Origin of the sequence: Hydrogenovibrio sp. 3SP14C1 (genome assembly GCF_029625905.1) — a bacterium.
In the GTDB taxonomy this organism is placed as follows: domain Bacteria; phylum Pseudomonadota; class Gammaproteobacteria; order Thiomicrospirales; family Thiomicrospiraceae; genus Hydrogenovibrio.
This window is the reverse complement of sequence record NZ_JARTLM010000093.1, coordinates 1-277: the sequence shown is the minus strand read 5'-3', so window position 1 is coordinate 277 and position 277 is coordinate 1. Positions and strand designations below refer to the sequence as shown.

Genomic DNA, 277 nt, shown 5'->3' with positions numbered 1-277 from the left:
GCCATTATCCAAACAATATTGAATGGAAGCCAAAGAAGCGCGAATGCGGGTATCGTCACTGATGGCACCGTCTTTAAACGGCACGTTCATATCGGCACGGATCAATACAGTTTTGCCTTGCACGTTTTGATCGGTGAGTTTCAAAAAAGCCATGTCGGTGTCCTTGTGGGTGAATGAAACAAATCGGGGTAATTATGCGGCAAGCCTGCGCAATGGTAAAGCCGCGCGTTGTCGGGGCTTGATGTGCATCACCTTACACGCAGCTACATTATCCGCA

At 48.7% G+C, this 277-nt stretch carries 1 protein-coding gene; it reads right to left on the bottom strand.

Going from position 1 to position 277, the window contains the following annotated elements:
- On the bottom strand, positions 1 to 153 hold a 153-nt coding region (gene pgk / locus P8629_RS11770), incomplete at its 3' end, for a phosphoglycerate kinase (protein WP_278166313.1).
- Positions 154 to 277 lie beyond the last annotated feature (124 nt).